At 60.2% G+C, this 21958-nt stretch carries 19 protein-coding genes and 1 pseudogene; 17 read left to right on the forward strand and 3 right to left on the reverse strand.

Features of this window, described 5'->3' with window-relative positions; genetic code table 11:
- The first annotated feature begins 4 nt into the window (after positions 1-4).
- The 5 genes from FW764_RS23900 (at position 5) to FW764_RS23920 (ending at position 6943) form a co-directional block, all read left to right on the forward strand.
- Positions 5-607 carry a GNAT family N-acetyltransferase gene (locus FW764_RS23900; RefSeq protein WP_446436030.1) on the forward strand — a complete coding sequence of 201 codons (603 nt, stop codon included), beginning with the start codon at positions 5-7 and terminating at the stop codon, positions 605-607.
- A gap of 505 nt (positions 608-1112) precedes the next feature.
- On the forward strand, positions 1113-1829 hold the full coding sequence (locus tag FW764_RS23905) for an MgtC/SapB family protein (RefSeq protein ID WP_446436031.1): 717 nt from the start codon (positions 1113-1115) through the stop codon (positions 1827-1829).
- A 300-nt stretch (positions 1830-2129) separates the two neighbouring features.
- Positions 2130-2756 (forward strand): response regulator, encoded by a 627-nt coding sequence (locus tag FW764_RS23910; RefSeq protein ID WP_446436032.1) that lies wholly within the window; start codon positions 2130-2132, stop codon positions 2754-2756.
- A gap of 6 nt (positions 2757-2762) precedes the next feature.
- The gene (locus FW764_RS23915) at positions 2763-6386 is read left to right on the forward strand and encodes a transporter substrate-binding domain-containing protein (RefSeq protein WP_446436033.1); all 3624 of its coding nucleotides are present in this window, start codon (positions 2763-2765) and stop codon (positions 6384-6386) included.
- Between the two features lie 134 nt (positions 6387-6520).
- Positions 6521-6943: a chemotaxis protein CheY gene (locus FW764_RS23920; protein WP_446436034.1), complete on the forward strand. Its 423-nt coding sequence runs from the start codon at positions 6521-6523 to the stop codon at positions 6941-6943.
- On the opposite strand, the gene dkgB is transcribed toward FW764_RS23920, so the two are convergent.
- Positions 6940-7758 (reverse strand): 2,5-didehydrogluconate reductase DkgB, encoded by an 819-nt coding sequence (gene dkgB / locus FW764_RS23925; protein WP_446436035.1) that lies wholly within the window; start codon positions 7756-7758, stop codon positions 6940-6942. The two genes, FW764_RS23920 and dkgB, sit on opposite strands and share 4 nt — an antisense overlap.
- Positions 7759-8061: 303 nt before the next feature.
- Here dkgB and FW764_RS23930 point away from each other — a divergent pair, with 303 nt between their 5' ends.
- The 7 genes and pseudogenes from FW764_RS23930 to FW764_RS23960 all read left to right on the forward strand — a co-directional run bounded on the left by FW764_RS23930 (position 8062) and on the right by FW764_RS23960 (position 15584).
- The gene (locus tag FW764_RS23930; protein WP_446436036.1) at positions 8062-8700 is read left to right on the forward strand and encodes a TetR family transcriptional regulator C-terminal domain-containing protein; all 639 of its coding nucleotides are present in this window, start codon (positions 8062-8064) and stop codon (positions 8698-8700) included.
- A gap of 148 nt (positions 8701-8848) precedes the next feature.
- On the forward strand, positions 8849-9640 hold the full coding sequence (locus FW764_RS23935) for an enoyl-CoA hydratase/isomerase family protein (protein WP_446436037.1): 792 nt from the start codon (positions 8849-8851) through the stop codon (positions 9638-9640).
- Positions 9641-9667: 27 nt separating this feature from the next.
- A complete protein-coding gene (locus tag FW764_RS23940; RefSeq protein WP_446436038.1) occupies positions 9668-10828 on the forward strand; it encodes an acyl-CoA dehydrogenase family protein in 1161 nt (386 codons plus the stop codon).
- Between the two features lie 18 nt (positions 10829-10846).
- Positions 10847-12955 carry an acetate--CoA ligase family protein gene (locus FW764_RS23945; RefSeq protein ID WP_446436039.1) on the forward strand — a complete coding sequence of 703 codons (2109 nt, stop codon included), beginning with the start codon at positions 10847-10849 and terminating at the stop codon, positions 12953-12955.
- Positions 12945-14552 carry a 5-guanidino-2-oxopentanoate decarboxylase gene (locus FW764_RS23950; protein WP_446436040.1) on the forward strand — a complete coding sequence of 536 codons (1608 nt, stop codon included), beginning with the start codon at positions 12945-12947 and terminating at the stop codon, positions 14550-14552. The genes FW764_RS23945 and FW764_RS23950 overlap by 11 nt, the downstream gene beginning before the upstream one ends.
- A 123-nt stretch (positions 14553-14675) precedes the next feature.
- Positions 14676-14873: pseudogene (locus tag FW764_RS23955) on the forward strand (ABC transporter); the annotation flags it as partial.
- A 9-nt stretch (positions 14874-14882) separates the two neighbouring features.
- Positions 14883-15584, forward strand: a complete 702-nt coding sequence (locus FW764_RS23960) for an NAD(P)H-dependent oxidoreductase (protein ID WP_446436041.1) — start codon at positions 14883-14885, stop codon at positions 15582-15584.
- 129 nt (positions 15585-15713) lie between these two features.
- On the opposite strand, the gene FW764_RS23965 is transcribed toward FW764_RS23960, so the two are convergent.
- Positions 15714-16784 (reverse strand): 3-deoxy-7-phosphoheptulonate synthase, encoded by a 1071-nt coding sequence (locus tag FW764_RS23965; protein ID WP_446436042.1) that lies wholly within the window; start codon positions 16782-16784, stop codon positions 15714-15716.
- A 610-nt stretch (positions 16785-17394) separates the two neighbouring features.
- Here FW764_RS23965 and FW764_RS23970 point away from each other — a divergent pair.
- Both FW764_RS23970 and FW764_RS23975 read left to right on the forward strand, forming a co-directional pair.
- Positions 17395-18144 carry a carbon-nitrogen hydrolase family protein gene (locus FW764_RS23970; RefSeq protein ID WP_446436043.1) on the forward strand — a complete coding sequence of 250 codons (750 nt, stop codon included), beginning with the start codon at positions 17395-17397 and terminating at the stop codon, positions 18142-18144.
- Positions 18145-18591, forward strand: coding sequence for a GNAT family N-acetyltransferase (locus FW764_RS23975; protein ID WP_446436044.1), 447 nt, complete (start codon positions 18145-18147; stop codon positions 18589-18591).
- A 35-nt stretch (positions 18592-18626) separates the two neighbouring features.
- Here FW764_RS23975 and FW764_RS23980 read toward each other — a convergent pair whose 3' ends face one another.
- On the reverse strand, positions 18627-18866 hold the full coding sequence (locus tag FW764_RS23980) for a DNA-binding protein (protein WP_446436045.1): 240 nt from the start codon (positions 18864-18866) through the stop codon (positions 18627-18629).
- A gap of 82 nt (positions 18867-18948) precedes the next feature.
- Here FW764_RS23980 and FW764_RS23985 point away from each other — a divergent pair, with 82 nt between their 5' ends.
- The 3 genes from FW764_RS23985 to uvrC all read left to right on the forward strand — a co-directional run bounded on the left by FW764_RS23985 (position 18949) and on the right by uvrC (position 21932).
- Positions 18949-19314, forward strand: coding sequence for a helix-turn-helix domain-containing protein (locus FW764_RS23985; protein ID WP_446436046.1), 366 nt, complete (start codon positions 18949-18951; stop codon positions 19312-19314).
- 151 nt (positions 19315-19465) lie between these two features.
- Complete coding sequence (gacA, locus tag FW764_RS23990; RefSeq protein WP_003190387.1) at positions 19466-20107, forward strand: response regulator transcription factor GacA; 642 nt, start codon at positions 19466-19468, stop codon at positions 20105-20107.
- A 1-nt stretch (position 20108) separates the two neighbouring features.
- Positions 20109-21932, forward strand: a complete 1824-nt coding sequence (gene uvrC, locus FW764_RS23995; RefSeq protein WP_083359127.1) for an excinuclease ABC subunit UvrC — start codon at positions 20109-20111, stop codon at positions 21930-21932.
- Positions 21933-21958: the final 26 nt, after the last annotated feature.

Consider the following 21958-nt stretch of genomic DNA (forward strand, 5'->3'; position numbering starts at 1 on the left):
CCTCATGGATGTGGTTTGTGACACTGAATGGCCCCTGAGCTCCACGCCGGATCTTCGGGTGGTGCCGCTCACCTTGGCGGATGAGGCCGAGCTGCAGCACTTCTTCGAGCAGGCCCCCGACTACTTCATCGCGGTCAACGGCGAACCCGCGACGCCGACTGAAGCGCGCGAAGAGTTGCAGGGTAATCTGCCCCCAGGCTGGAGCTGCAGCCGCCTGTACTGGCTGGGTTACCGCGATGCGGATGATCAACTGATCGCGGTGGTGAACATCGCCGCCGACCTGCTTGCTGCCGGGGTGTGGCATATCGGGCTGCTGCTGATGCATACGCGCTTGCATGGCAGCGGGTTGGCGCGGCGGCTGCATGCCGAGCTTGAGGCGTGGGCTGTGGGCAAAGGCGCTCAGTGCTTGCGGCTGACGGTGGTGATCGGTAATGCCAAGGCGGAGCGTTTCTGGCCCAAGCTTGGGTATGTGCAGGTGCGTACGCGGGAGGGGATTACGATGGGGCGGCAGGTGAATACGGTGTCGATTCAGGTCAAGCCGTTGGCGGGGGGGCGGCTGAACGAATACCTCGAATTGGTTGAGCGGGATCGGCCCGGTGTGCCGTAGCAGTTGTGTGGATACCTCTGTTGCAATGGCGGTCTGTCAGCCAGAAATACAGTTCCTGAACTTACCCTGAAGAATCTGCCTAATCTTCATCGGTAAATTTTCCTACGGTTTACTCCCTTGTAATCGCGGCGTAAACTCCGCGCGTTTTCATCAATAGCGGAGACCCTCAGTGGGTACTTGTTCGAGTGACAGTTGTCGACCGGTTGTGGTAACCGGCACCTACTTGGCAAGGTAACGCGCAGTGTTTATATGCCGTTGTCTCGCCTAAAAAAGCGAGAAGCGGCATCCCGGCAGCGCCTGTCCTGGCGCCTGCCCGAGTCCCTCTCATCGACGCTGACCAGCACCTGAAATCATTCAGGCTGCTACGGACGCGCCTGCCTTTTACGGTGGGCGGGCCGAGCTGACTGTGCCTTTAACACCGGTGCGGTGCAGACGGTTGTACCTGCACGAAGGTTTCCGGGTCGGCGGTGGCTTAAATAGGCTGCTGCGTTCAGGGAGATTTCTTATGCAAGCACTCAACAACATCAACCTCAATTCTTTGGTCGATACCGTCGTCAGCCTCACCGCCGCGTTTATCCTCGGTGGCTTGATCGGTTTCGAGCGCCAGTATCGCCAGCGTACGGCGGGCTTGCGCACCAATGTGCTGGTGGCTGTGGGCGCGGCGATTTTTGTCGATATGGCCAACCGCTTGGGTGGTGCGGAAGGGGCGGTGCGAGTGGTCGCGTATGTGGTCTCAGGCATCGGCTTTCTAGGTGCCGGCGTGATCATGCGCGAAGAAGGCAACGTGCGCGGGCTCAACACCGCTGCCACGCTTTGGGCATCGGCGGCGGTCGGCGCGTGTGCGGGGGCCGATCTGATTCTGGAGGCGCTGCTGGGCACGCTGTTTGTACTGGCGGCCAACACTTTGTTGCGCCCGATCGTCAACAACATCAACCGCCAGCCGTTGGACGTGGTGTCGGCCGAGGTCACCAATATCCTCTATGTCATCGCGCGACGTAGCCAGCAACAGGCAGTGATGGTCTTTCTGGAAGCCGAGCTGGCGCGGTGCAACTACCCGGCCAGCGACGTCGACGTTCGGCCGTTCGGCAGTGAAGAAGTGGAGATCGAAGCCACGTTGGTCGCGACTTCGGTAGACGGCGACGAACTGGATGCGTTGGTGGCGCGTATTGCTACCTCGACCTTGGTAGTGCAGGCGTTCTGGAGTCCGAGTACCACCGACTAGGCTGCTCGCCGAACGCGTCGCCACACGCTCGACTGACGGCGCTTGGCCCGGATAAGTCCTACATTTGCTTGGGATTACCCCTTCGGATGAAGCGTTATTTCGTTGTTAAGGTTGCGCACTTGCAGCTAGCCGGAGGCTCCGGTTTAGCTGTAGGAGTTCAGTTTTTTCAATCGAAGGGACCAGGCGTAGCTTGGCTATCGTCCTGAGTGGGGAGAGTGCCGTTGGTCGGCACTGTCATTTCTCACAGGTATCTGTGTCCCGTGTGGTGTGTGAGGGTACTTACCTCTCAGGGGGAGTTTTATGAGTAAAGCGTTAATAGTCGATGACCATCCATTTATCCGTCAAACCGTTCGGTTCCTGCTCAAGCAGGAAGGGTTCACTGAAATCGATGAGGCGGGCAATGGCGCAGATGCTGTGCAGAAGGCCAGGGAAGGGCGCCCGGACCTGATTATTCTCGACTTGGCCATCCCGAAACTGGGTGGCCTGGAAGTGATCAGCCGAGTAAAGGCGTTAGGCGTGCCATGCAAGATGCTGGTACTGACGGCGTCCATTCCGGAATTTTTTTCCTCGCGCTGTATGCGCGCCGGTGCCATGGGGTATGTCGCCAAGACCGGGGAACTGGACGAGCTGCAAAAGGCGATCAAGGCCGTGATGTCCAACTACAGTTGTTTCCCCAGCTTGCCGAGCAGTTCGGTACGCCGCGACGATTTACAGACCACGGAGTTGCAACTGGTGGAGTCACTGTCGGACCGCGAGGTGGAAGTCTTGCGAATGCTGGCGCTGGGCCTGGGCAATAACCAGATTGCCGAGCAAATGCTCCTGAGCCACAAGACCATCAGTACTTATAAGACTCGGCTCAAAGAGAAGCTGCGCATGTCGTCCGTTGTGCACATGGCCAAGTTCGCTAATCGCAATGGTCTGATCTGATTCGAAATGAACCCTTCCCACATTCGACGGTTCATCTTTGGTTTGCTGGTGAGCATGCTCCCGATGCTGGCGGCGGCTCTGGATGAGCCTCACGTCCTGCGTTTGTTGGGGCGCGCCAATCTTGAGGGGAATGGCCCCCCCCTGGTGCTGGGAGAGGCGGACTGGCACTGGTTGCGCGAGCGTCGTACGTTGCTGCTGGGGGTGTCCGCTCCCGATTACGGCCCCTTCGAACTGACCAATAATAATGATGAGCTTGAAGGCATAACGGCCGACTACGCACGGTTGCTCGCCCAGGCGTTGAACGTCAGCGTGGAAGTTCGGCGCTACGATACCCGCGATGAGTTGATCGAGGCGCTCAAGCACGGCGCCATTGACTTGCTCGGAACGGCCAACGGATTTGAGGCGGGCGACCCGCAGTTGGTCCTGTCTCGCTCCTACGCCAATGACCAACCGGTGCTGGTCACCCGCACTGGCGACGCCCAGGCCTTGACCGTTGATCTGGCAGGCAAACGCGTGGCAATGCTCTATCACTATATGGCGCCCGACGCGGTACAGGCGTTCTATCCCAAGGCGAGCCTGCAACTGTTTCCGTCTATTTTCGAAGCCATCGGCGCTGTAGCGTTTGGTGGGGCCGATGTCTATCTGGGCGATGCGATCACCGCCAATTATCAGATCAATCGCAACCATTTGAACAACGTGCAAATGGCGGATTTTTCCACGTTGGAATCCAACGCTTTCGCCTTCGCTGTTGCCCGGGACAACACTCGGCTGCTGCGTATCGTCAATACGGCTCTGAGGGCAATTCCGGCTAACGAACAGATGGAAATACTACGTCGTTGGAGCGGTGGCAACCTTGGCTTGCTGGGTGCCGAGCGGCTGCATTTGAGTAAGAACGAGCAGCGTTGGCTGGAGAAGCATCCGCGGGTCAGAGTGGTAGCGTCCGAACAGATGCTGCCATTGGCATCCTTTACCGCACAAGGGCAACTGGACGGCTTGAGTGCTGACGTGTTGTCTCGGGTCAGCCTGCGTACCGGTTTGAAATTCGATGTCGTCCCGGGCGGTTCGATGGCCCAACAGATTGACGCGGTCAGCACCGGCAGGGCGGACATGATGGCGGTGATCACCCCGAGTATTGAGGGCTCTGAGCAGGTACGTTTTACTCGGCCCTACCTGACCAATCCGCTGGTGCTTGTCACGCGCAACGACGATCCCGCGACGATGACCTTGGAAGACATGCCAGGAAAACGCCTTGCGATAACCACCGGCAGTGCGCTGCGTGAGGTGATCAATCGCGATTACCCCGGCGTTCATTTCGTGGAAGCCAAAAACCCGACGCAAGCCATGGCGTTGGTGGTCTCGGGAGCCGCCGAAGCTGCCGTCAATTCATTAATCAATGCACGTTACCTTATCGCCCAATACCGTGACATCTTGCGCGTAACCAGCACTGTCGGCTCTGAACCTGCGCGTATGACATTTGGGGTCAACCGTGGCCAGTTGGAGTTGTACTCGATACTGGACAAGGCGCTGCTGAGCATCCCACCCCAGGAAATGCATGAGCTGATCAACCAGTGGAGCGCTGACGTGATCGTCGAAGACCATTGGCTACGCCATCGCAGGACGATCATTCAAGGCTTCGGCCTGGCAGCGCTGTTGCTGCTGATTACCCTGGGCTGGGCTTTTTACCTGCGCAGCCTGATACGCAAGCGTGCCCAGGCCGAACGCGCCTTGAGCGACCAGATGCGTTTTATGGGCGTACTGATCGACGGCACTCCTCATCCGATCTACGTGCGTGACCGCCAGGGGCGCTTGATGGCCTGCAACAGTGCTTACCTGGAGGTGTTTGGTTTTACGCTCGAAGCGGTGATCGGCAAGACGGTCATGCAAACCGATTCCGGCAACCCTCCGCAGGCAGAGTCTTTCCATGAGGACTACTTGCGACTGATGGAGCGTGGCGAGCCGCAGATTCATGATCGGGTACTCAAATTGCCCAGTGGCAAGGTGCTGACCATTTACCACTGGATGCTGCCTTACCGTGATGGCGACGATAACGTCGTGGGCATGATTGCCGGTTGGGTGGACGTGAGTGAGCGCCAACGGCTATTGGGCCAACTGCAGGAAGCCAAGGAAGAGGCCGACGCCGCCAACCGCGCCAAGACCACGTTCCTGGCGACCATGAGTCATGAGATCCGCACACCTATGAATGCCGTGATCGGCATGATCGAGCTGGCCCTTGCGAACGCCGAGCAGGGCCGCGCCGACCGCGATGCCCTGGAAGTGGCTTCGGTTGCGTCCCACGGCATGCTGGAGTTGATTGGCGACATTCTGGATATTGCCCGGATCGAGTCCGGCCATCTGTCGCTGGCCTTGGAGCCGGCCAATCTGTATGAGCTGTTGATGTCGTTGGTGCGCGTGTTCGAGGGCCTGGCGCGGGCCAAGGGCCTGGCGCTGCAGGTAGAGCTGGATCCGCTGATTGATTGCCAGGTGCTGGCCGATCCGTTGCGGTTCAAGCAGGTGGTGTCCAACCTGCTGAGCAATGCCATCAAGTTTACGTCCCAAGGGCAGGTGCGGTTAGGGGCACGCAGTTCGCCGGCAACAGGCACCGGGCAGATGAGCCTCAGGTTATGGGTAGACGACACGGGCATAGGCATCAGCGCTGAAGACCAGCAGCGTCTGTTCAACCCATTTATCCAGGGGAGCAATACCGACCAGTCCGCGCGCAGTGGCTCGGGGTTGGGGCTGGTGATCAGCCGCAACCTGTGTGAAATGATGGGAGGCAACCTGCAGTTGAGCAGTGGGCTGGGCCAGGGGACGCGGGTCGATGTGACGTTGGTATTGGCCAGGACCACAGCGTTAGCCGTCGAGGTTTCCGCTCTTGGTCTGGATACTCGGCCGACGCATGCACTGGACATTCTGGTGGTGGATGACTACCCGGCCAACCGCGTGCTGCTGGCTCGGCAATTGAGCTTCCTGGGGCATCGCATCATCACGGCCGAAGAAGGTGTCCAGGGGCTCGAGCTGTGGAAAGCCAAGCGGCCGGATGCAGTGATCACCGATTGCAACATGCCTCTCAAGGACGGCTACACCTTGGCCCGTGACATCCGCACGCAAGAACGTGAGCAAGGTCTGCAACCGTGCCTGTTACTGGGGTTCACCGCCAATGCGCAACCGGAAGAAACCGAGCGTTGTCATCAGGCGGGCATGGATGCATGCCTGTTCAAACCAGCGGGGCTTGAAGACTTGCGGTTGGCGCTGGCCTCACTCACCACCCGCTCCTGCGCAGTTGAAGCCGAAGTGGCGTTTGATTTGAGCACGTTAATCTCATTGACGGGGGACGATCACGCCGCGCTGAATGAACTCCTCATACCGTTGCTCGACAGCCTGGAAGCTGACCGTGCGCTTGTCCCAAGGTTGCTACAGTCGTTCAATTTTCATGCGCTGCATGATTTGGCCCACCGCGCCAAGGGCGGTGCGCGAATGGTAAAGGCCCAGTCGCTGATCGCCTGTTGTGAAACGCTGGAGGGTATCTGTCAACGCCAGGAGCGCAAGGCACTGGGCTTGGCGGCTGAAGCTGTGGATAAGGCGATCGGCGATCTGCACGACCGCCTGAGTACTTATCGCAATCGGCGATGAGCGTGGTTGATGGCCATTCGGTGGTTTTGGGAGAACTCCTACGTGAAGGGGGAATAAGCCTGATTCTGTCTTCGGAATATGTCTGGAAAATGGGCGAGGCTCACTGACGAGTACAGCCTGCCCTGGGAGCTGCCATGCCAAATAAAGCACTGACCATCCTGATTGCCGATGAACAGCACCTGCAACGGCTGTACATCGAAAAAATGCTCAACCAGTTGGGGTACTACCGGATTGTGCCGGTGCAAACCTTCGAAGAAGTCCAAATTCTTACCGCCGCCCCGGCGGAGCCCTTTGATGTACTTATCATCAATGGAGGGCTGGCGGCCCATACCTGTGGCCCGCAGCCCCAGGTGCGGCACGTGCTGGTCTACGACCACCAGGACCTGAACGCAGTTGCCGGTGCGACGCCGACGGTGTTGGTACGGCTACCTGGCGCGCCGGACACCGTCAACCTCGAACATTTCATGGACATCATCGACCCACCCGAGGCCGCCCGCGGCCTGCGGGTATTGCCGTGGCTGCGGGAGTTATCCCGTCAACCGGCAACCGGGGTCTAGTCCCACTTCGGTGCGATGCCCTTGGGGCTGGTCAGTCGATGGCCACGCTCCAGGCTGGCAATCTGTGCCATGTCGGCAGCATCCAATGTCAGTTGCTGGGCCTTCAGGTTGCTCTCCAGGTTGGCGCGTTTGGTCGACGATGGGATCACCGCGTAGCCCAATTGCATCGCCCATGCCAGCGTCACTTGCGCTGCGGTGGCTTGATGGCGTGCGGCGATTTGCTGGATGACCGGGTCCTTGAGCACTTCGCCGTAGGCCAAGGTCATGTATGAGGTGATCTGGATGCCGTTGGCAGTGGCGAAATCCACCACTTTCTGATTTTGCAGGTAGGGGTGCAATTCGACCTGGTTGGTGGCGATGTTTTCGGCACCGACCGCCGCAATGGCCTGTTTCATCAGCTCAATCGTGAAGTTGGAAATGCCGATCTGGCGTGTCAGGCCCAAGCGCTTGGCTTCCAGCAGTTGGCCCATGAACGCGGCGACAGGTACTTGGTCTTCCGGCGATGGCCAGTGGATCAGGGTCAGGTCCAGGTAGTCGGTCTTGAGCTTGTGCAGGCTTTCTTTAAGGCTGGGAATCAACAGCCCTTCGGCGAAATTAGAGATCCAGATCTTACTGGTGATGAACAGTTCGTCACGCGGTACGCCGCTGTCGGTAATGGCTTGGCCGACATCCGCTTCGTTCTCATAGATCTGCGCGGTGTCGATGACGCGGTAGCCCAGCTCCAGGCCGGTGCTCACGGAGTCGATCACTACTTGGCCTTGTAGGCGGAAGGTGCCGAGACCGAAGGCGGGGACGTTTTGGTTAGGAATAGACATCAGTAACTCCTGAAGAGGTGTGAACAATGGAGTCGAGTATCCGCCCGCCGTTCATTTGGAAAAACCGCCGAATCCGAAAAGGACTCTTTACCGCAAATCACGAATTCTGTGGCAAGCGGCCTTGTTGTCAGTGTGTTTGTTGTGGCAAGCCCGCTCGCCACTGACCGTTCGTCAACTTTCTTACGGCGCGCACTCAACACCTTGAAATGAGCATGACGCAACACCTCACCGAATACGCTGATATCGCCGGGGTTTCGCGACTGATGTAGAGTCGAGCAGCCGACTCAACAAGGACACTGCCCCATGACCCTGGAATCCCGTTTCTCCCGTATGGAGCCGCAATTGCGCAAGGCAAACCTGGTCCAGGCGACGCTGACGTGCCTCAAGCGCGATGGTTTCCAGGGCGCTTCGATCCGTAAGATCAGCGCCGAGGCCGGGGTGTCGGTGGGCCTGATCAGCCACCACTACTCAGGCAAGGATGAGCTGGTGGCCGAGGCCTACCGCACCATCACGGCCCAAGTCATGAGCCTGTTGCGCGAGACGATGGCCACGGCGCCGCCGGAACCTCGTGAGCGGTTGTCAGCGTTATTCCGGGGCTCCTTTTCTCCAGAGTTACTCGACCCGCAACTGCTCGATGCGTGGCTGGTGTTCTGGGGCGCGGTCAAGACAGCACCCGCGATCAACCAGGCGCACGAACATTCCTATGGCGAGTACCGCACCATCATGCGCTCCGCCTTGGCCGACATGGCCGAGGAGGCGGGTTGGCAGGCGTTCGACGCCGACCTCGCCGCCATTGGCTTGAGCGCCTTGCTCGACGGGTTGTGGCTGGAGTCGGGGCTCAACCCCGGCACCTTCACGCCGGAGCAGGGCGTTCAGATCTGCGAGGCCTGGGTCGACGGCTTGCAGAGTGGTGGGCGCCAGCGTTATCAGCTGAAACCCTGAGCCTTTCTCACCGCCTGGACGCAATGTTCAGGCCGGTAATTCTCCTCTGAAACTATTTGCTGCTTACCGATTGCCTCCTTGCTGAACACTCGTTTAGTATCTCGCCATGTCGCACCCCTCACGCCAATTAAAATAATTCGAGGAAGCCATGACTGCCGATTCTTCCGTGCTCACCGAGGTGCATGCAGGCGTTGCCTGGATCACGCTCAACCGTGGCCCGCAGCGCAATGCATTGGACATTCCGACGCTCAAGCACTTGCATGCCGTGCTCGACACGTTCAACAGCAACCCTGCTGTGCGCGCAGTGGTGTTGACCGGCAGCGGCCGCAGTTTCTGCGCCGGTGCCGACTTGGCTGAATGGGCCGAAGCCGAAGCCCGCGGCGCCCTGCAAACCTATGGCTGGACCGAAACCGCCCACGCCCTGATGAGCCGTCTGCACACCCTCAACAAACCCACGATTGCCGCGATCAACGGTACTGCTGTGGGTGCCGGCATGGACCTGACGCTGTGCTGCGACCTGCGCATCGCCGCCCAGTCGGCGCGCTTCAAGGCCGGCTACACCAGCATGGCGTACTCGCCGGATGCCGGCGCCAGCTGGCACTTGCCGCGCCTGATCGGTAGCGAACAGGCCAAGCGCCTGCTGTTCCTCGACGAACTGTGGAACGCCGACCGCGCATTGGCCGCTGGCCTGGTGGGCGAGGTGGTCGCCGATGAGCAATTGCACATCCACGCCACCGAGCTGGCCAGCCGCCTGGCCAACGGCCCGACCTTCGCTTTCGCCCAGACCAAGACCCTAATCCGCGAAGGCGGCGCCCGCAGCCTACCCGAGCAACTGCAGGCCGAACTGGCCGCCGGGCTGTTGTGCGGGCGCAGTGCCGATGGTATCGAGGCCCTGCGCGCATCCACGGAAAAACGCTCACCGAATTTCTGCGGCCAATAACAACAACACCCCCGAGCAGGTAGCGCCATGAATTTCCAACTCAGCCAAGAGCAAGACATGCTGGTGGACGCGGTACGCAGTTTTGTCGCCAAGCAATTACTGCCCCATGAAGCGGCGGTGGACCGTGTCGATGAGGTCTCGCCCGAGCTTGCCGCGCAGATTCGTGACAAGGCTATCGCTGCGGGGTTTTATGCCTTCAACATGCCCGAAGAGGTGGGCGGTGGCGGCCTGGATTACCTGTCCCAGGCACTGATCGAACGCGAGCTGTCCAAGGTTTCGTGGGCGCTGCATGTGTTCGTCGCACGCCCGTCCAAGATCCTCATGGCCTGCACCGGCGCGCAGATTGATGACTACCTGTTGCCGTGCGTTCAGGGGAAGAAAATTGACTGCTTCGCCCTGACCGAACCGGGCGCCGGTTCTGACGCGAATGCGATCAAGACCCGCGCGATGCGCAACGGCGATGACTTTGTGATCAACGGCAGCAAGCATTTCATCAGCCATGCCGGCCACGCCGATTTCGCCATCGTGTTTGCGGTGACCGACACCTACGAACACAACGGCCGCCAGCGCAATGCCGTGACCTCGTTCCTGGTCGATCGCGGCACGCCGGGCCTGACCATCCGCCGTGGCCCCAAGTGCGTGAGCAACCGTGGTTATCACACTTATGAAATGTTCTTTGACGACTGTCGCGTGCCCGCGTCCAAGGTGCTTGGCGAAGTCGGTAAAGGTTGGGATGTTGCCAATGCCTGGCTGACTGCCGGGCGTGTGATGGTCGCCGCCAACTGCGTCGGCCAGGCCCAGCGCGCGCTGGATGTGTCGCTGCAATGGGCGGCGGACCGCAAGCAGTTCGGCCAGCCCATCGGCACCTACCAAGGCGTGAGTTTCAAACTCGCGGACATGGCCACGCAGATTCGCGCCGCTGAGCTGCTGACCTTGCACACCGCCTGGAAGATGGACCAAGGCAGCATGACCGACGGCGAGGCCGGCATGGCCAAGCTGTTTGCCAGTGAAACCCTGGGCAAAGTTGCTGATGAAGCCGTGCAGATATTTGGCGGTATGGGCTTGATGGACGAGGGGCCGGTGGAGCGCATCTGGCGCAACGCGCGGATCGAACGCATCTGGGAAGGCACCTCAGAAATCCAGCGCCATATCATCGCCCGCGAACTGTTGCGGCCGCTGTTGCGCTGATCGGCGCGGAGAACGCTTATGTCTCAGGCAATTCGCGACAACCTCAAGCGCCTGCTGGCGCCCCGGCACCTGGCCTTCGTCGGCGGGCGCAGCATGGCGCGCGCGCTCAAGCGCTGCGCAGACGGCGGCTTTGAAGGGCAGATGTGGTTAATCAACCCGCAGCACGACAGCCTCGACGGCATCCCGTGTGTGCGCCGCATCGCCGATTTACCGTGTGGCCCGGATGCGGTGTTTATCGCCATCCACCGTGAACTGACGCTGACCTGCGTGGCGGAACTCGCCGCCATCGGCACCGGCGGCGCGATTTGCTACGCCTCGGGGTTTGCCGAAACCGGTGCCACTGGTGCCGCCTTGCAACAGCAGTTGCTGAACGCCGCAGGCGATATGGCCTTGCTCGGCCCTAACTGCTACGGCCTGCTCGATTACCTGCACAGCTCGGCCCTGTGGCCGGTGGCCCATGGCGGTAAAACGGTGGATAAGGGCGTTGCAGTACTGACCCAGAGCGGCAATTTCGCCTACAACTTGTCGATGAGCGACCGCTCGCTTGCGGTGGCCTACATGGCATCGGTCGGCAACCAGGCGCAACTGGGCGTTGCCGAATTGATGGACGTGTTGCTCGATGAGCCGCGTGTCACCGCCATCGGCCTGCACTTGGAAGGCTTGAAGAATGTGCCGGGGTTCGCCCGCGCAGCGCACAAAGCCCTGGAAAAAGGCATCCCGATTATCGCGTTGAAAACCGGTGTGTCGCAGATCGGTGCCGAGCTGGCGTTGAGTCACACCAGTTCGCTCTCGGGCTCCGATGCGCTCTACGACAGCCTGTTTGCACGCTTGGGTGTGATCCGGGTCAGCGGTCCAGTGAGTTTTGTCGAAACCCTGAAAGCCGCTGCCTGCGGCAATCTCCCAGCCGGCAACAGCCTTATCGCCTTGGCCTGCTCGGGTGGTGATGCAGGGTTGATTGCCGACTACGCCGAACGCAACCATCTGGCCCTGCCGAAACTGGATAACGACCGGCGTGGTGAACTGGCACAGGTTCTGCCCAGCTACGCCAACCTGGTCAACCCGCTGGACTTCACCACCGCCATCTGGGGCGACCGCGACGCGCTCAACCGCATGCTCGACACGGCCCTGCGCACCGACGCGAATGCGGCCATGCTGGTGCTTGATTACCCGGCTGAATTTACCGGCGAGCGCAAAGAGTGCGACTTGTTGTTGGAGCTGTTCTGCGGCGCGCTCAGCCGCCACGGCAAGACCGGTTTTGTCACCTGCGCCTTTCCCGAATTACTGCCGCGCCATGCCCGCGAGTATCTGCACGCCCAAGGTATTGCCGCATTGCAAGGCGTGGAAGATGCGCTGGCGGCATGGGGGCGGATTGCCGATTACCAAAACAATCGTCGCGTGTTGCTTGAGCGGGGCGAGTCGGTGCTTGAACCATTCTGCCCCAAGATCCTTGGGGATCAAGTCCTGGCCCTGGATGAGTGGGCATCCAAACAAGCCTTGCGTGCCTTTGGCCTGAGCACGCCTGCGGGCGTCTTGAGTACGCCGGGGCGGGCGGTTGCGGACGCCAAGCGGCTGGGTTACCCGTTGGTGCTCAAGGCCGTCAGCGCTGACTTGCCGCATAAAACTGAAGCCGGTGCAGTGGTATTGAACCTGCAAGATGACTTCGCCCTGACGGCCGCGCTTGAGCATATGCGCCGCAAAATCGCGGAGCATGCCCCGGGTGTTGCCTTTGATCAATTGCTGTTGGAGTCCATGGCCGCACCGCCCTTGGCCGAGTTGATCGTGGGCATCAAGCGTGAAAACGACTTCGGCCTGGCCTTGGTGATTGGCGCTGGCGGCATCCTCGTGGAATTGCTCAAGGACAGCCGCAGCCTGTTGCTGCCGACCACCGACGCTGCGATTCGCAACGCCGTGCTCAGCCTGCGCAGCGTCGCCTTACTGCAAGGCTTTCGCGGGCGTGAAGTGGCGGATATGGACGCGTTGGTCGCGGCGATCCGCGCCGTGGCGGACTACGCCTGTGCCCATGCCGAGCAGTTGCTGGAATTGGATGTGAACCCATTATTGGTTAATGCCCGGGGCGCCACGGCGGTCGATGCATTGATTCGTCTAGGAGATGGCTATGCAGGATAAAACAATGACGGGCGGCCAGGCCCTGGTGCGGTTGCTCGCCAATTATGGCGTCGACACAGTGTTCGGCATTCCCGGCGTGCACACCCTGGAGCTGTATCGCGGCTTGCCGGCCAGCGGCATTCGCCATGTGCTCACGCGCCACGAACAGGGCGCCGGGTTTATGGCCGACGGCTATGCGCGGGTCAGCGGCAAACCGGGCGTGTGCTTTGTGATCACCGGCCCCGGTGTGACCAACGCCGCCACCGCCATCGGCCAGGCGTATGCCGACTCGATCCCGATGCTGGTGATCTCCAGCGTCAATCACCTGGCCAGCCTCGGAATGGGCTGGGGCAGCCTGCATGAGACTCAGGATCAGCGCTCGATTACTGCACCCATCACCGCGTTTTCGGCCGTGGCCTTGAGTACCGAGGATTTGCCCGAGCTGGTCGCCCGTGCCTATGCGGTGTTCGACAGCGAGCGGCCACGGCCGGTGCATATTTCGGTGCCGTTGGATGTGCTGGCAGCACCGATTGAAAGCGACTGGAGCAATGACGTGGTGCGCGCACCCGGGCGTGGCTTGCCAGCGGCTGAGGTACTGGATCAGGCAGCCACCCAGCTCGCCTCGGCCAAGCGCCCGATGATCATTGCCGGCGGTGGTGCGGTGGCGGCGGGGGAGGCCTTGCAGCGGTTGAGTACGCAACTGGCGGCACCGTTTTTCACCAGTGTCGCGGGCAAGGGGTTGTTGCCGATGGATGACCCGCTGAACGCCGGTTCAACCCTCTGCGTCGAGCCTGGTTGGCAACTGATCAGCGAGGCGGATGTGGTGCTCGCGGTCGGCACGGAAATGGCCGACACTGATTATTGGTGCGAGCGCTTGCCCATCAACGCGCCGCTGCTGCGGGTGGATATCGACCCGCGAAAATTCAATGATTTTTACCCGTGCGCGGTGGCGTTGCAAGGCGATGCCAATCAAACGGTTTTGGCGTTGCTGGAGCGCTTGCCGACAGTGCCGCGTAACCCTGAAACGGCGATCAAAGCGGTCGCCACATTGCTCCAGGCCGTTGAGCTGGGGCACGGCCCATTGCAGTCGATCCATCAAGCGATTCTCGACCGTATCGAGGCTGAACTGCCCGCCAACGCCTTTATCAGCAGTGACATGACCCAACTGGCCTACACCGGCAACTATGCCTACCGAAGCCGGGCCCCGCGCAGTTGGCTGCACCCCACCGGCTACGGCACCTTGGGTTACGGCCTGCCAGCGGGCATCGGCGCCAAGTTCGGCGCACCGCAGCGGCCGGGGCTGGTGCTGGTGGGCGACGGCGGGTTTCTCTACACCGCCCAGGAGCTGGCTACCGCCGTAGAGGAGTTGCACAGCCCGTTGGTGGTGCTGCTGTGGAACAACGACGCCCTCGGCCAGATCCGCGACGACATGCTCAGCCTGGACATCGAGCCTATCGGCGTGCTGCCGCGCAACCCGGACTTCGCGTTGTTGGCTCAGGCGTTCGGGTGCACCGTGAACCAGCCAAAGAGCCTGGATGAATTGCAGACGGACTTGCGCAACGGCTTCAAACGTAATGGCGTGACCTTGATCGAGCTGAAGCATGCCTATGCCTGTTGACCCTTAGTGGAGCAAGGCCATGAGCGAAAACAACAACAAGATGACTCCAACAATGCACCGACGAGCCTTCCTCAAGCACAGCGCCCAAGCCGGGTGCTGGGCCTGGCCGGTGGCAGCATGCGCAACGTCGCCACCCTGCGCGCGATGGCCGATCAAGTGGTGGTGATGCAGCCGAGCGGGGTGGTCGAGCCGGGCAGCCGCGGCGCGATTTTTACCCCGCCGTAGCAGGACTGCACCGGCCTGCTGTTTTCATCGGAGCCGGAAATGGACCCGGACTGGCTCGATCATTTACTCGCCCAACGGGCGGCGCACACCGTTTGAGGAATTCACATGAACGTTTTGATTGTTCACGCTCATCCTGAGCCGCAGTCTTTTACCGCCGCCTTGCGCAACCAGGCTGTCGTCGCGCTGCAAGCCCAAGGGCACGAGGTACAGGTGAGTGACTTGTACGCCATGCAGTGGAACCCGGTGGCCTCGGCTGCGGATTTTTCAACGCGGGAGAATCCCGAGTATCTGGTGTATGCCGTGGAGCAACGCCTGGGGGTGAAGACACAGTCAATCGCGGCGGATATCCAAGGCGAGTTGGACAAGCTGTTGTGGGCCGACTTGCTGATCCTCAATTTCCCGGTTTTCTGGTTCTCGGCACCGGCCATGCTCAAGGGCTGGATCGACCGGGTGTTGGTGTCGGGGGTGTGTTACGGCGGCAAGCGTTTTTACGATCAGGGCGGCCTGGCCGGCAAGCGAGCGCTGGTCACGGTGACCTTGGGCGGGCGTGAGCACATGTTCGGCGAGGGCGCAATTCACGGGCCGCTGGAGGATATGCTGCGACCGATTCTGCGCGGTACGTTGGCATATGTGGGTTATGACGTGCTGGCGCCGTTTGTGGCGTGGCATGTGCCGTACATCAGCGCAGAGGCGCGCCAGGCATTTTTGTTGGAATACGAGCTGCGGCTGCAAGGGCTGGCGGATGAGCTGCCCTTGGTGTTTCCCAAGCTTGAGCAGTTTGATGAGGCGCTGTATCCACTGTCCTGAACTGAGCACTGTTCAAATGTGGGAAGGGGCTCTCGATAGCGATGGATCAGTCATTCTATTCAGTGACTGACACGCTGCTATCGGGAGCAAGCCCCCTCTCACATGGTTGATCTGCATGGAACAGTTTCTTCAGTGTTGCTGGCGCAAACGTTCGGCCGCACTGCGCAACAGTTGCTCAGTCCCTTTCCAACCCAGGCAGCCATCGGTCACCGACACGCCGTATTTCATCGACGCGCTCAACGGCTGGCAACCTTCGAACAGATGACTCTCAAGCATCATGCCGATCAGCGAGGTGTCGCCTCGCAGGCGTTGTTCCAGCACGTCGTTGAACACTGCTGGTTGACGCAGCGGGTCCTTGCCACTGTTGGCGTGGCTGCAATCGATCATGATCCGCGCCGCCACCTTGGACTTGGCCAAGTCGTGCTTGACCTGCGCCACGCTTTGCGCATCGTAGTTAGGCCCACGGTGACCGCCGCGCAGCACCAAGTGCGTGTCGGGGTTGCCTGGGGTCTGGATGATCGCCGGGTGGCCCTGGCTGTCGACGCCGAAGTGACGATGCGGGTGAGAGGCCGAGCGCATCGCGTCACAGGCAATCGCGACGCCGCCGTCGGTGCCGTTCTTGAAGCCGACGGGCATGCCCAGGCCGCTGGCCATTTCGCGGTGGATTTGCGATTCGGTGGTGCGTGCGCCGATGGCGACCCAACTGAGCAAGTCGTCGAAGTAGCCAGCGGCCATGGGTTGCAGCAGCTCGGTGGCCACCGGTAGACCCAGGCGCAGCATTTCGCGCATCAGTTCACGGGACAGCGTGAGGCCTGCGGCCATGTCATCGCTGCCATCCAGGTGCGGGTCGTAGGCCAGGCCTTTCCAACCGATGGTGGTGCGTGGTTTTTCAACGTAGGCGCGGATCACCAGCAACATCTGGTCGCTGACTTCAAGCGCCAGTTTCTTCAGGTTGCGTGCGTATTCCATGGCCGATTCCGGGTCGTGGATCGAGCACGGGCCGACAATCACCAGCAAACGTGAGTCTTCGCCATTAAGAATGGCGCGCACGGCTTGGCGATGGGCGTGGATCTGTTCGTTGAGGAACGGGCTAAGCGGCAGTTGGTGTTTCAAATCAAGGGAGCTGGGCAGGCGCTGGGTCAGGGCTTCATTGGCGCTGGACAGGTTGGACACAGGCAAGGCGACGACGGAGGAGTTCATATTCAAGGCTTCCTGGGCAAGCGGCGGGCGATTCCCGCACGCTCTGCCCTACTGGGGTGTTCGACAATTGGCCGTATTGGCTACGTGTGTTGGCATGCCACCGATAGGTGACCGATCGGAGGCGGCAGGCTGTCCCGAACGGAGCTTGCTAAATCGCCATGCAGTGCACGTGTCGTAGCGGTAATAGGTGGCGTAGTTCATGTCTTTATTCCTCTCAGTATTCTTCAAAATGTAGGGGGCGGAAAAACAAAACCCCCGGTCGGGGAGCCGACCGGGGGTTAGATTTCTCTGGCAGGCGACCCCTTGAGTAGTGGGCGCCGATTTCAGGTATCAGGCGCGCCAGTGGCTAAACCAATACCCAAAATAAAAGCTGACCAGTGCGCTCAAACCGTTCACGCGGGTAGCCGAAACCAAACGCGAGGCGCTGGCAGTAGGGCAAACCTGAGTGTGGGTGAGTGGCAACATGGTATGTCTCCAAATGATGCAAGGAGCTTACTAGAGGGGCAGGGGTGGATTCAATCAGTAATTTCTATCGAGGGAGGTACTTACGGCTATGGGGTGAGTGCCGATATGCTGGTAATACTTCTATATTGATTGCTGGGACGCGACCATGACGGCTTTGACCCTTGCTGCTGCTCAAACCATCGCCATTGCAGGTGATGTGCCAGCCAACATCCAGCGACACCTGGCATTTATGCAGGCAGCAGCGGAACACGGCGTGCAGTTGCTGGTGTTTCCAGAGCTGTCATTGACTGGGTATGAGCCGACGCTGGCAGCCGGGTTGGCGATTGCCCCCGAGGATGCACTGCTCGCACCCCTGCGCGATATGGCGCGGGAGCTGCGGCTGACGGCAGTGGTGGGCATGCCGATTCGTTTGGCGCCGCAGGCGGGCGTGTTGATCGGCGCACTGGTGTTGGGCGCGGACGGTTCGCTGGCGGTCTATACCAAGCAGCATTTGCACCCGGGCGAAGATGCGGCGTTTATCGCGGGGCAGGGCGGCGCAGCCCTCGAGTATGGGGATGATCGCATTGCGCTGGCCGTCTGCGCCGACTTTTCCCACGCCAGCCATCCGCGTCAGGCGGCTCAAGCGGGCGCCAATGTGTACGCGGCCGGTGTGCTGATTAGCGAGGGCGGTTACGCCACCGACAGTGCGTTGCTACAAGGCTATGCCGCCGAGCACCGCTTGCTGGTGCTGATGGCCAATCATGGCGGCCCCTCGGGTGGCTGGGCCTGTGCGGGGCGCAGTGCCATCTGGGCCGCGGATGGCGGTTTACTTGCCGCTGCGCCGGGTATCGGCGACATGTTGGTCATTGCCCGCCGCGTTGACGGGCATTGGGCTGGCCACGTGGTGGTGCTGTAAATGACATTTCACCTGCGCGCAGCGACAAGCGAGGATCTGCCATTTGCGCGAGCGCTGACCCTTGAGGCCATGGGCGGTTACTACCAGCAATACGATTTATTGTGGTCTGACCGGTGCTTTGACGCCGCCTGGGCGGGACGGGAAAATTGGCTGATCTGTAAGGATGAGAGCGTGATGGGGTTTGTCAGCGTGAATCGCGACAGCGAGTCGCTCTATATTCGCGAGTTGCACTTGCTGGAAAGCTGCCGTAAGCAAGGCGCAGGCGGTTGGGTGCTGGAGCAAATGGTAATCAAGGCGCGCGCACAGGGGTTGGGGCTTTTACGCTTGACCGTGTTCAAGACTAATCCGGCTAGAAGGCTTTATCAGCGCCAGGGTTTGAGCATCGCTGGGGAGGAGGGGTGCTTCTGGTGCATGGAGCGTGAGTGTCACGAAACACCATCGGACTAAAACAGGAGCGCTGTACGAACAAGCGCATACTACTGTCAGGAAAGCGCTTGCGTATCGCGGTGTTGAGCAACGGGCTCATCCACGATTATCCCTTCTTTCATGCCCAGCAGGACAGCCACCTTATGGGCTTCCCCACGCCGTCCTTTTTTACGCCCAGCGAGCACTTGATACGTCGTGGCCGGATCGACGCCGTGCTCACGAGCGAACGCTTGAACTGACTTTCCTTGATGTTCCAACCAAGCCTTGGCTTGTGCAGCAGTGCGAATACCGGGCATAGTTCAAAACCGTTCAAGTTTGTATAAAGACGAGATGAGTATGTCACCTCTTGGGGTGTGCCAGACAGGATCATACATCCAAATGAGTGGAATCGGTTCGCGCTTAAGACAGGAAAGAGAACGTCTTGGCCTGTCGCAGAAAATATTTGGTGAAATCGGCGGCGTTGAAGCAAACGCCCAAGGCAAGTACGAGAACGGGGGGCGCGCGCCCAAGGCGGACTATCTGTCACGCGTAGCTGAGCGTGGTGTAGACCTTCTATATGTGCTCACGGGGAGCCCGACGCCGATTCAATTGGAAAACCTGAGTCAGCTTGAAGAAAAGATCCTCGAAAATTATCGCGCCATGTTCAAGGAAGACCAGGACGCTATCCGCAGATTGACCACCACCTTGGCGGAATATTCAGCGACGCAGAACGGGAAATCCAAGCCGGCGTTTCCGCAAACCTGACCTTTTGCTCAGCATAATCCGCAGGCTGGCCCTCTGCGTAGGCCTATATCCTGAGCAAACTCTATATATATGACACTTGCAGCTAGGTCTGCGCATTGGTTTTTTGCTAAGGTGTTCAGCAACCTATAAGACCATATCGCGAGGTGTCTGCTTGATTAGGGTGCTAGTAGTCGATGACCATGATCTCGTTCGTACAGGCATTACACGAATGCTGGCTGACATCGATGGCCTGCAAGTAGTCGGTCAGGCCGAGTCGGGGGAGGAATCCCTGATCAAGGCCCGGGAGTTGAAACCCGATGTGGTTTTGATGGACGTCAAGATGCCTGGGATCGGCGGTCTTGGCGCCACTACTAAATTGTTGCGCAGCCATCCGGACATTAAAGTCGTGGTGGTCACGGTGTGCGAGGAAGACCCTTTTCCGACTCGCCTGCTGCAGGCTGGCGCGGCCGGTTACCTGACCAAGGGCGCGGGCCTGGCGGAGATGGTGCAAGCCATTCGCCTGGTGTTTGCCGGCCAGCGTTATATCAGCCCGCAGATTGCTCAACAGTTGGCTATCAAGTCGTTCCAGCCCACCAGTGACTCGCCGTTTGACGCGCTGTCGGAGCGGGAAATCCAGATCGCCTTGATGATCGTTGGCTGCCAGAAGGTGCAGACGATCTCCGACAAGCTGTGCCTGTCGCCCAAAACCGTCAACACCTACCGCTATCGCATTTTCGAGAAGCTCGCCATCAGCAGTGATGTTGAATTGACCCTGCTCGCGGTGCGCCACGGCATGGTGGACGCCAGCGCCTGACATGACCACACCGTTTGATCCGAGTGCCTTTCTCTCAACCTGCAGTGGCCGCCCCGGCGTGTACCGCATGTTCGACAGCGAGGCGCGCCTGCTTTACGTGGGCAAAGCCAAGAACCTGAAGAACCGCCTGGCGAGCTACTTTCGCAAGACCGGCTTGGCGCCGAAAACCGCCGCGCTGGTGGCGCGTATCGCCCAGGTCGAAACCACCATCACCGCCAATGAAACCGAGGCGCTGCTGCTTGAGCAGACGCTGATCAAGGAGTGGCGGCCTCCCTACAACATCCTGCTGCGCGACGATAAATCCTACCCCTACGTGTTTTTATCCGACGGCAACTTCCCACGGCTGAGCATTCACCGTGGCGCGAAGAAGCAGAAGGGCAAGTATTTCGGTCCGTACCCCAGCGCCGGCGCGATCCGGGAGAGTTTGAGTCTGCTGCAAAAGACCTTTTTTGTGCGCCAGTGCGAAGACAGCTTCTACAAGAACCGCACGCGGCCGTGCCTGCAATACCAGATCAAGCGCTGCAAGGCGCCCTGTGTGGGCCTGGTTGAACAGGCGGAATACGCCGAGGATGTGCGCCATTCGGTGATGTTTCTCGAGGGGCGCAGCAATGCACTCACCGATGAACTCTCCAGTGCCATGGAGCAGGCCGCCAGCACTTTGGATTTCGAGCGAGCCGCTGAGTTGCGTGACCAGATCTCGCTGCTGCGTCGCGTACAGGACCAGCAAAGCATGGAAGGCGGTACCGGTGATGTCGATGTGATCGCCGCCTTCGTCAACCCGGGCGGCGCCTGTGTGCACCTGATCAGCGTGCGCGGTGGGCGCGTGCTGGGCAGCAAGAATTTCTTCCCGCAGACGGGGATCGACGAGGAAGTGGCCGAAGTCATGGCCGCTTTCCTTGGCCAGTACTATGTTAGTAGCCCAGAACGCGACTTGCCCTCGGAACTGATCGTCAACGTGGTGCACGAAGATTTTCCCACACTGATCGAGGCAATTCATGAGCTGCGTGGCCGCGAATTGGACATCAGCCACCGCGTACGCGGCACCCGCGCCCGCTGGCAGCAACTGGCGGTAACCAACGCTGAGCAGGCCCTGAGCGCGCGCCTGGCCAATCGACAGCACGTCGCTGCACGCTTCGACGCCCTGGCGGAAGTCCTCAACCTGGACGAGCCGCCACAGCGCCTGGAGTGCTACGACATCAGCCACTCCAGCGGCGAGGCCACTGTGGCCTCCTGCGTGGTGTTCGGGCCGGAGGGGCCGATCAAGTCCGATTACCGACGCTACAACATCGAAGGCGTCACCGCCGGCGATGACTATGCTGCCATGCACCAGGCTCTGACGCGCCGCTTCAGCAAATTGAAGGACGGCGAGGGCAAGCTGCCGGATATCTTGCTGGTGGACGGCGGCAAGGGGCAGCTGTCGATGGCCCGTGACGTGCTCAACGAGCTAGCGGTGCCCGACCTGATCCTGCTTGGGGTGGCCAAGGGCGCCACGCGCAAGGCGGGTTTCGAAACTTTGTACTTGAATGATGCCGCCCATGAGTTCACGTTGAAGGGGGACTCACCCGCGCTGCACCTGATTCAACAGATCCGCGACGAAGCTCACCGTTTTGCCATCACCGGCCACCGCGCCCGTCGCGGTAAAACCCGGCGAACCTCAACGCTGGAAGGGGTGGCGGGCGTTGGTCCGACCCGTCGTCGCGACTTGCTTAAACATTTTGGTGGCTTGCAGGAGCTATCCCGTGCCAGCATTGACGAAATAGCCAAAGCTCCCGGTATCAGTAAAAAGCTCGCTGAGCTGATTTATGCAAATCTGCACAGCGAGTAGAATGCCTTCTCACCTCGTAGCCAGTT

This window comes from Pseudomonas sp. 1152_12 (genome assembly GCF_052850675.1).

Excerpts from the sequence above, each read along its gene's own strand:
- FW764_RS23965 (WP_446436042.1), bottom strand. The coding sequence starts at position 16,784 with ATGAACTCCTCCGTCGTCGCCTTGCCTGTGTCCAACCTGTCCAGCGCC.
- FW764_RS23905 (WP_446436031.1), top strand. The coding sequence starts at position 1,113 with ATGCAAGCACTCAACAACATCAACCTCAATTCTTTGGTCGATACCGTC.
- FW764_RS23930 (WP_446436036.1), top strand. The coding sequence starts at position 8,062 with ATGACCCTGGAATCCCGTTTCTCCCGTATGGAGCCGCAATTGCGCAAG.
- FW764_RS23975 (WP_446436044.1), top strand. The coding sequence starts at position 18,145 with ATGACATTTCACCTGCGCGCAGCGACAAGCGAGGATCTGCCATTTGCG.
- dkgB (WP_446436035.1), bottom strand. The coding sequence starts at position 7,758 with ATGTCTATTCCTAACCAAAACGTCCCCGCCTTCGGTCTCGGCACCTTC.
- FW764_RS23970 (WP_446436043.1), top strand. The coding sequence starts at position 17,395 with ATGACGGCTTTGACCCTTGCTGCTGCTCAAACCATCGCCATTGCAGGT.
- FW764_RS23945 (WP_446436039.1), top strand. The coding sequence starts at position 10,847 with ATGTCTCAGGCAATTCGCGACAACCTCAAGCGCCTGCTGGCGCCCCGG.
- FW764_RS23950 (WP_446436040.1), top strand. The coding sequence starts at position 12,945 with ATGCAGGATAAAACAATGACGGGCGGCCAGGCCCTGGTGCGGTTGCTC.
- FW764_RS23900 (WP_446436030.1), top strand. The coding sequence starts at position 5 with ATGGATGTGGTTTGTGACACTGAATGGCCCCTGAGCTCCACGCCGGAT.
- FW764_RS23985 (WP_446436046.1), top strand. The coding sequence starts at position 18,949 with ATGAGTGGAATCGGTTCGCGCTTAAGACAGGAAAGAGAACGTCTTGGC.
- FW764_RS23915 (WP_446436033.1), top strand. The coding sequence starts at position 2,763 with ATGAACCCTTCCCACATTCGACGGTTCATCTTTGGTTTGCTGGTGAGC.
- FW764_RS23910 (WP_446436032.1), top strand. The coding sequence starts at position 2,130 with ATGAGTAAAGCGTTAATAGTCGATGACCATCCATTTATCCGTCAAACC.
- FW764_RS23920 (WP_446436034.1), top strand. The coding sequence starts at position 6,521 with ATGCCAAATAAAGCACTGACCATCCTGATTGCCGATGAACAGCACCTG.
- FW764_RS23960 (WP_446436041.1), top strand. The coding sequence starts at position 14,883 with ATGAACGTTTTGATTGTTCACGCTCATCCTGAGCCGCAGTCTTTTACC.
- FW764_RS23940 (WP_446436038.1), top strand. The coding sequence starts at position 9,668 with ATGAATTTCCAACTCAGCCAAGAGCAAGACATGCTGGTGGACGCGGTA.
- FW764_RS23935 (WP_446436037.1), top strand. The coding sequence starts at position 8,849 with ATGACTGCCGATTCTTCCGTGCTCACCGAGGTGCATGCAGGCGTTGCC.
- uvrC (WP_083359127.1), top strand. The coding sequence starts at position 20,109 with ATGACCACACCGTTTGATCCGAGTGCCTTTCTCTCAACCTGCAGTGGC.
- FW764_RS23980 (WP_446436045.1), bottom strand. The coding sequence starts at position 18,866 with ATGCCCGGTATTCGCACTGCTGCACAAGCCAAGGCTTGGTTGGAACAT.